Annotated in this window: 1 pseudogene; it reads left to right on the top strand. The window is 54.9% G+C overall.

From position 1 onward, the window contains the following. Window positions 1–154: 154 nt before the first annotated feature. A pseudogene (locus A3730_RS13060) lies at window positions 155–385 on the top strand (SulP family inorganic anion transporter); the annotation flags it as partial. Window positions 386–419: the final 34 nt, after the last annotated feature.

Raw genomic sequence — 419 nt, 5'->3', positions numbered from 1 at the left:
TGAAAGACTGAGCATGTAAGGAGTTTTTTAGAGGTTCCCTGGCGCCCTCCCTACATGGCTTTGCCGTGCGGTGCCTGTTGGCGCCGTTCTTCGTATTTTATTGCTGCCGCTGCGCAGCCTTTGCTTGTTATTTCCAAACACAGGATTGAAATCCATGCTTCGAACGATTCAGCAGGACTGGTTCAGTAACGTCCGTGGCGACTTGCTGGCAGGGGCCGTTGTGGCGCTTGCGTTGATCCCGGAGGCGATTGCCTTCTCCATCATTGCCGGCGTGGACCCGAAAGTGGGTTTGTATGCCTCTTTCTGTATTGCCGTGGTGACGGCCTTCTTCGGCGGGCGCCCGGGGATGATTTCTGCAGCCACTGGCGCCATGGCGCTCACCCTTTGATATTTGAGGTTATTAATTACCAGGCTACCGT

It is taken from the genome of Alcanivorax sp. HI0044, assembly GCF_001634945.1.
This window is presented reverse-complemented; position numbering and strand designations above follow the sequence as displayed.